General features: G+C 65.8%; 7 protein-coding genes. 1 reads left to right on the top strand and 6 read right to left on the bottom strand.

The features are described 5' to 3' along the window. Positions 1-2 precede the first annotated feature (2 nt). Entirely contained in the window at positions 3-1,682 is a 1,680-nt protein-coding gene (locus tag ACFQ36_RS06575; protein ID WP_377011836.1) for a cytochrome bc complex cytochrome b subunit, read from the top strand. Between the two features lie 131 nt (positions 1,683-1,813). On the opposite strand, the gene ACFQ36_RS06580 is transcribed toward ACFQ36_RS06575, so the two are convergent. From ACFQ36_RS06580 to ACFQ36_RS06605, 6 genes are all read right to left on the bottom strand, one after another. Then, positions 1,814-2,584, bottom strand: a complete 771-nt coding sequence (locus tag ACFQ36_RS06580) for a GntR family transcriptional regulator (RefSeq protein ID WP_377011838.1) — start codon at positions 2,582-2,584, stop codon at positions 1,814-1,816. A 185-nt stretch (positions 2,585-2,769) separates the two neighbouring features. After that, complete coding sequence (locus tag ACFQ36_RS06585; RefSeq protein WP_377011840.1) at positions 2,770-3,171, bottom strand: cytochrome c oxidase subunit 4; 402 nt, start codon at positions 3,169-3,171, stop codon at positions 2,770-2,772. Positions 3,172-3,173: 2 nt separating this feature from the next. Next, positions 3,174-4,901 carry a cytochrome c oxidase subunit I gene (gene ctaD, locus ACFQ36_RS06590; RefSeq protein WP_377011841.1) on the bottom strand — a complete coding sequence of 576 codons (1,728 nt, stop codon included), beginning with the start codon at positions 4,899-4,901 and terminating at the stop codon, positions 3,174-3,176. An 18-nt stretch (positions 4,902-4,919) separates the two neighbouring features. Continuing rightward, the gene (gene coxB, locus ACFQ36_RS06595; protein ID WP_377011843.1) at positions 4,920-5,762 is read right to left on the bottom strand and encodes a cytochrome c oxidase subunit II; all 843 of its coding nucleotides are present in this window, start codon (positions 5,760-5,762) and stop codon (positions 4,920-4,922) included. Between the two features lie 189 nt (positions 5,763-5,951). Continuing rightward, positions 5,952-6,326 (bottom strand): HesB/IscA family protein, encoded by a 375-nt coding sequence (locus ACFQ36_RS06600; protein WP_377011847.1) that lies wholly within the window; start codon positions 6,324-6,326, stop codon positions 5,952-5,954. 133 nt (positions 6,327-6,459) lie between these two features. Next, positions 6,460-7,632 (bottom strand): M20/M25/M40 family metallo-hydrolase (locus tag ACFQ36_RS06605; RefSeq protein WP_377011845.1); only part of this gene is annotated, 1,173 nt, incomplete at its 5' end.

The following is a 7,632-nucleotide window of genomic DNA, read 5'->3' on the forward strand; positions in this document are numbered from 1 at the left end:
CCATGAGCACGGCATCAACCTCTGAAAACTACGTACCGAAGACAAGCGTAGGACGCATTGCCAACTTCGTTGACTCCCGCACGGGCGGCTCGGCGATGGTCAAGGAACTGGGCCGGAAGATCTTCCCGGACCACTGGTCCTTCATGTTTGGCGAAGTGGCGCTGTACTCCTTCATCGTCCTGCTGCTCTCGGGCACCTTCCTGACCTTCTTCTTCGATCCGTCGATGGCGGAGACGCACTACGACGGTTCCTACGTTCCGCTCAAGGGCGTGGAGATGTCCGTGGCCTACTCGTCCACGCTCGATATCTCCTTCGACATCCGCGGCGGCCTGTTCATGCGCCAGGTGCACCACTGGGCCGCGTTGCTGTTCATCGCCGCCATGTCCGTGCATATGCTGCGTGTGTTCTTCACGGGAGCCTTCCGCCGCCCCCGCGAACTCAACTGGGTGGTCGGCGGCGTACTGCTGATCCTGGGCCTGGCCGCCGGCTTCACCGGCTACTCGCTGCCTGACGACCTGCTCTCCGGCAACGGCCTGCGCATTATCGACGGCGTGATCAAGTCCATCCCGCTGGTCGGCACCTACATCTCGTTCTTCCTGTTTGGCGGAGAGTTCCCGGGTACCGACATCGTCGGCCGCCTGTACGTGCTGCACATCCTGCTGGTTCCGGCCGCGATCCTGCTGATGATCGCGATCCACATGTTCATGCTGATCGTGCACAAGCACACCCAGTACCCGGGCCCGGGACGCACCGAGACCAATGTGGTGGGCTACCCGGTGGGCCCGGTGTACGCAGCGAAGGCCGGCGGATTCTTCTTCATCGTGTTCGGTGTCATCGCGCTGATCGCCGCGGCGTTCACCATCAACCCGATCTGGAACTACGGCCCGTACGACCCCTCCCCCGTCTCCGCGGGCACCCAGCCCGACTGGTACATCGGTTTCGTGGACGGGGCGCTGCGCCTGATGCCCGGCGTGATCGGGACCTTCCCCTTCGAATACGTGATCTTCGGCCACACGCTGAGCCTCAACGTGCTGGTTCCGGCCCTGATTCCGGCCGGTATCCTGTTCGCGCTGCTGTTCGCCTGGCCGTGGATCGAGCGCTGGGTTACCCGGGACGACCGCGAACACCACCTGCTGGACCGGCCGCGCAATGCGCCCACGCGCACCGGCGTAGGCGTCGCCGGCTTCATCTGGTACAGCGTCATGTGGGCCGCGGCCAGCTCCGACCTGATCGCAACCCACTTCCACGTCTCGCTCAACGACGTGACCTACTGGCTGCGCGCGCTGTTCTTCCTGGGCCCCATCGTCGGCTACATCGTGGCCAAGCGCGTCTGCCTGGCGCTGCAGCGCAAGGACCGCGAGATCGCCCTGCACGGCCGCGAGACCGGACGCATCGTGCGGCTGCCGCACGGCGAGTTCATCGAGGTGCACGAACCGCTTGACGACTACAAGCAGTACCGGCTCGTCAACTTCGAGTCCCCCGAGGTCCTGCCGGCCCAGCCGGATGCCAACGGGCGCATCAGCCGCACGGAGAAGCTGCGCGGACGCCTTTCCCGGATGTTCTTCGAGGACCGGGTTGCTCCGGTCAGCCCGGCTGAGCTCGAGGCCGCGCACGCGCACGGGCACCCGGCGGTCGAGGAAGCTCCGGCGGAACCGGCAGGCGCGCGCAGCGTCGGCCACTAACATCCCCTGCCGGCCGGCACCTGGCGGCCGGTTTTGAACCGAAGGCCCCGGACATCACGTCCGGGGCCTTCGCATGTCCGGCATGCCCGGCCCTGCACGCCCGTAAAGCGCGGCCCGGCCGGAACCGCCCTTCAGTACCGCTTCATGTTGTAGGAGCGCGGTGAGCGGCCTCCAGGCCGCTGCAGCGGCACCCACAACTTGTACCGGTCCGCACGGTAGTAGGAAATGGAAAAGTCCACCATGGCGCGCGAAACATAGGCATGCCGCTGGATCTTCAGCAGCGGAGACCCTATGTCCACGTTGAGCAGCCGGGCAATGGACGGCTGCGCCGCCGTCGCCTCGATGGTGTCTTCACCCCACTCCATGACCAGGCCGTACCGCTCGCTCAGTACCTGGTACAGCGATGACGGCGGCGGATCGTCGAGGATTCCCGGTACGCGGCTGGCCGGGATGAAGTTCTCGTCCACGCTCATCGGGTCCCCGTCCGCCAGCAGCAGGCGCCGGAACCGGACCACCGGCTGCCCCTCCTCGATCTGCAGCTCCCTGGCCACCAGCGGCGCCGCCCCAATCTGCTCGAAGCTGAGGACCCGGGCATCGGGGACCATGCCGCGGCGCTGCATCTCCTCGCTGTAGGAGGTCAGTTTGACCTGCAGGTCCAGTTTCGGCTGCGTCACGAAGGTGCCCAGCCCGACAACGCGCTCAAGGACCTGTTCGGCAACAAGGGAATCGATGGCCTGGCGCACGGTCATGCGGGCCACGCCAAACCGTTCGGTAAGTTCTCGCTCGGAGGGAAACGCTCCCCCGGGCTCGCAGGCCTCCTGGGCGTGCCTGCGGAGGATGGACCGAAGCTGCGCATGCTTGGAGACGCTGGACTCCGGGTCGATCTCACCGGCAATTGCCATAGCCGCCTTCGAAACCATACCTTCCCGCTCCTGACTGCCGATACGAGGTGGACGCCACCATCTTACGGTACTGGTCTAGACCGCGCTGGCGGACGGCAGCGGGGCCGGCCCGCTGCTTATTAAAACGCTTCGGGCCCGGAACCAGTGGTTCCGGGCCCGAAGCGGGCAGCCAGGCGGCCGCAGTGTCAGTGCGCGTGCAGTCCGCGGCTGTACTCGTAGACCCAGCCGACAATGGATACGGCAGCGAAGCCGACGCCGATGTAGAGGATCCACCAGCCGACAGCCAGGCCAAGGAAGCCGGTCGCGGCCGCGGCCGAGAGCGTGATCGGCCACCAGCTCCAGGGGCTGAAGTGCCCCTGCTCGCCGGCGCCCTCATGGATCTCGGCGTCGAGCCGGTCCTCAGGACGCGGGCCCACCCGCCGGGCGGTGAACAGCAGGTAGAAGCCGATCATGCCCGCCAGCCCGGCGACCAGGTACAGGCCGAGGTAGCCGACGTGCTCCTCCCAGTTGACCATGAAGCCGTAGACGGTGGCACACAGGGCGAAGAACGGAACCAGTCCGATGAAGAGCCAGGATTCAATCTTCACGTCTATGCGTCCTTCTGGTCGGCCGGACCAAGCAGTTGGGCTGCCGGGGCCGGAGTCGTCGGGGTGTGGCGCGGGGCCAGCTCCGGGTGGTGCAGGTCCAGGGCCGGGCGCTCGGAGCGGATGCGCGGCAGCGAGGTGAAGTTGTGCCGCGGCGGCGGGCAGGAGGTGGCCCATTCCAGCGATCCGCCGAAGCCCCAGGGGTCGTCGACCTCGACCTTCCTGCCGCTGCGCCAGGTGATGTACACGTTCCAGAAGAACGGGATCAGCGAGGCGCCCAGGACGAAGGAGGAAATGGTGGAGAACTGGTTCATCGCGGTGAAGTTGTCCTCGGGCAGGTAGTCCGCGTAGCGGCGCGGCATGCCGATCACCCCGAGCCAGTGCTGGATCAGGAAGGTGCCGTGGAAGCCCAGGAACAGCATCCAGAAGTGGATCTTGCCCAGGCGCTCGTTGAGCATCTTGCCGGTCCACTTCGGCCACCAGAAGTAGAAGCCGGCGAACATGGCGAACACCACGGTGCCGAAGACCACGTAGTGGAAGTGGGCGACCACGAAGTAGGTGTCCGAGACGTGGAAGTCCAGCGGCGGGGAGGACAGGATGATGCCGGTCAGGCCGCCGAAGAGGAAGGTCGCCAGGAAGCCCAGGCTCCAGAGCATCGGGGTCTCGAAGGTGATCGAGCCGCGCCACATAGTGCCGATCCAGTTGAAGAACTTCACCCCGGTCGGGACCGCGATGAGCATGGTCATGAACGCGAAGAACGGCAGCAGCACCGAGCCGGTGACATACATGTGGTGCGCCCACACGGTCACGGACAGGGCCGCGATGCCGATGGTGGCGAAGACCAGGCCCTTGTAGCCGAAGATCGGCTTGCGGCTGAAGACCGGGAAGATCTCCGAGACAATGCCGAAGAACGGCAGCGCGATGATGTACACCTCGGGGTGGCCGAAGAACCAGAACAGGTGCTGCCACAGGATCGCCCCGCCGTTGGTCGGGTCGAAGATGTGGGCGCCGAACCGGCGGTCGGCACCGAGGGCAAACAGGGCCGAAGCCAGCGGCGGGAAGGCCATCATGACCAGGATGGCGGTGACCAGGGTGTTCCAAGTGAAGATCGGCATCCGCCACATGGTCATGCCCGGGGCGCGCATGGTGATGATCGTGGTGATGAAGTTGACCGAGCCCAGGATGGTGCCGAAGCCGGACAGCGCCAGGCCGAAGACCCAGAGGTCACCGCCCACACCCGGGGAGAAGGTGGTGCTCGACAGCGGCGCGTAGGCGAACCAGCCGAAGGAGGCCGCGCCCTGCGGGGTGATGAAGCCGGCCACGGCGATGGTGCTGCCGAAGAGGAAGAACCAGAACGCCAGCGCGTTCAGGCGCGGGAAGGCCACGTCCGGGGCGCCGATCTGCAGCGGCATGATCACGTTCGCGAAGCCGGCGAACAGCGGGGTGGCGAACATCAGCAGCATCACGGTGCCGTGCATCGTGAACAGCTGGTTGTACTGTTCCTTGGTCTGCAGGATCTGCATGCCCGGTTCGAACAGTTCGGCGCGGATGACCAGGGCCATCACGCCGCCGAGGCAGAAGAAGATGAACGACGCGATCAGGTACATGTACCCGATGGTCTTGTGGTCCGTAGAGGTGATCCAGTTGACGATAATGCGTCCCTTGGACCGGGGAACCACACGCGGCGCTACTATAGTCCCGGCTTCGCCGGCTGTGTATTCGTAAGTAGACACTAGTCTTCCCTCGCTTCCTTACTCAGCCGCTTCGTACGGGTTGCGGTCATATTCTGCGCCGATCTGGCCGTCCTTGAGCTTCGCCATCTGCTGGTTGAACTCGGCCTCGGACACAACCTCGACGCGGAAGAGCATCTCCGAGTGGTATTCGCCGCAGAGTTCGGCGCACTTTCCGTCGTAGACACCTTCGCGCTGCGGGGTGAGAGTGATGTAGTTGGTCTTCCCGGGGATCATGTCGACCTTCTGCAGGAAGGCGGGGACCCAGAAGGAGTGGATGACGTCGCGGGCGTTGATCTGCAGTTCCACGGACTTGTTCACCGGCAGGTACAGTGTGGGCAGGGTTTCGGGGATGCCCGTTTCACCCGTGAGGTGGGCCTGCTGCCCGGCAAAGTACTTGTTCTGCTTCACGTAGTTGAAGTCCCAGGACCACTGCTTGCCGCGGACATCGATCACGACGTCGGGATTATCCGTGCGGGCGGTCACCGCGGTCTGGTCGCGGTCGGTGAAGTAGAAGAAGACGAAGACCATCACCAGCGGGATGGCGGTGTAGAAGATTTCGATCGGCAGGTTGTAGCTGAGCTGCCGCGGGAATCCCTCGTCGTTCTTGCGCCGACGGTACGCGACGATGCACCAGAGGATCAGTCCCCAGGTAAGAACACCAACGGCCAGCGCGGCAATCCAGGAGTTCACCCACAAATCGATCAGTCGATCCGTATGGTTGGTCGTGCCCCGCTCGGTGGGCAACCAACCCATGCGGACTTCTTCTGAACATCCCGTCAACAGCAACGCGCCGAGCACGCCAAGACCGGTGGCCTTGGCGGTTCTGGCACGTCGGCTGCCGGTTCGGTCCTGCGAACTCACAGACGGCCCTTCCTCTTGTTTCGTGCAAGTGATGCGCGCGCCCGCGGCGCAACACAGCGGCTCCAAGGCGCGCGCATTTCCGGTTTTACTACTCACTGTAGAGCTTACCCTCACGGATAGCGATCATGTGACAGGCTGCCCGCAGTGAGTCGGGCCCAAATGCCTCCCCCGGCGCCTGAGCGGAACTCCCTAGTGGAAGGAGTCCCCGCAGGCGCAGGAGCCGCCGGCATTGGGGTTGTCGATCGTGAAGCCCTGCTTCGAAATCGTGTCTTCGAAATCGATCGTGGCACCGGCCAGGTACGGAATGCTCATCTTGTCCACGATCACTTCGACGCCGTCGAAGTCGCGGACGGCGTCCCCGTCCAGCATGCGCTCGTCGAAGTAGAGCTGGTAGATCAGCCCGGAGCAGCCTCCCGGCTGCACTGCCACGCGCAGGCGCAGGTCCGTGCGGCCTTCCTGCTCGAGCAGGCTGCGGACCTTGCCCGCTGCCACCTCCGTCAGGACGACTTCGTGCGTGGGCACCTCGGTCTGCTCGGGGGCCGCATTGCTGGTGGTTTCGCTCATTGATGCGCTCATTGCTGTTCCTTATCTGTACCGGCCGCCAGGTGACCTGCTGCTATTACTCAGTGGTGCTGCGGCTTCGTGTTCCATGGTACGCCCCCCGGATACGGGGGACGGCAACTGTTGCACGCCGAAGTCAGGCCTGTCCGGCCGCGTTGAGCCTGGCCAGCAACAAGGCTTCGGCCAGGACGGCATTGCGGAAATCGCCCAGGTGCAGGGACTCGTTGGCCGAATGGGCCCGCGAATCCGGATCCTCCACTCCGGTGATGAGGATCTGCGCCTGCGGATACAGCTCGGTCAGGTCCGCGATGAAGGGAATCGACCCGCCCACCCCGGCCTGCACCGGCGTGGTGCCCCAGGCCTCGCCCAAGGCCCAGAGGGCTGCCTGGGCCGCCGGGGCGTCCATGTCCGCGGCGAAGGCGTTGCCCTGCTCCCCCGGCACAAAGTCCACCTGCGCCCCGAACGGGGCATGCCGCTCGACGTGGGCGGCCAGCGCGGCCATGGCCGCCGCCGGATCCTGGCCGGGAGCCAGGCGCAGGCTGATCTTCGCCCGGGCGGCCGGAACCAGCGTGTTCGAGGCGAGTTCCACCGTGGGCGCATCGATGCCGATCACCGACAGGGCGGGTTTGTTCCAGAGCCGGTCGGCGATGCTTCCGGTGCCGGCCAGCCGCACGGTGTCCAAGACCGAGGAATCCCGGCGGAAGTCCGCTTCGGGATAGTCGACGGCGCTGGTATCGCGGGCCACCAGCCCCTCGACGGCAACCGCGCCGTCGTCGTCGTGGAAGGTGGCGATCAGCCGCGCCAGCAGCGTGGGCGCATCCAGGAGGGGGCCCCCGAACATGCCCGAGTGCACCGCATGCCCGAGCACCCGCACCTCCACGGTGGCATCGACCAGTCCGCGCAGGCTGGTGGTCAGCGCCGGCACGCCCACCTTCCAGTTGCCCGAATCCGCGACCACAATGACGTCCGACCGCAGCAGTTCCCGGTGTTCCTCCAGGAAGGCCCGGAAGGTCGGCGAGCCGGCCTCCTCCTCTCCCTCGATGAAGAAGGTCAGGCCCACCCCGAAGTCCTCGCCCACGGTGTCCAGCAGTGCACGCAGCGCGCCGGCATGGACCATGATGCCGGCCTTGTCGTCAGCGGCGCCCCGCCCGTACAGCCTGTCGCCAGCTTCGACGGCGGTGAACGGCTCGGTGGCCCACAGCTGCCGGTCTCCGGGCGGCTGGACGTCGTGGTGGGCGTAGAGCAGCACCGTCGGCTTGCCGTCGCCGGCCGGCCGGCGGGCGACGACGGCGGGGCCGCCGGTGCCGGC

The sequence above is a fragment of the Arthrobacter sp. GCM10027362 genome, assembly GCF_042679445.1.
Classification (GTDB): domain Bacteria; phylum Actinomycetota; class Actinomycetes; order Actinomycetales; family Micrococcaceae; genus Crystallibacter.

Coding starts and splice junctions, on each gene's coding strand:
- ACFQ36_RS06600 (WP_377011847.1), bottom strand. CDS start 6,326: ATGAGCGAAACCACCAGCAATGCGGCCCCCGAGCAGACCGAGGTGCCC.
- ACFQ36_RS06575 (WP_377011836.1), top strand. CDS start 3: ATGAGCACGGCATCAACCTCTGAAAACTACGTACCGAAGACAAGCGTA.
- ACFQ36_RS06580 (WP_377011838.1), bottom strand. CDS start 2,584: ATGGCAATTGCCGGTGAGATCGACCCGGAGTCCAGCGTCTCCAAGCAT.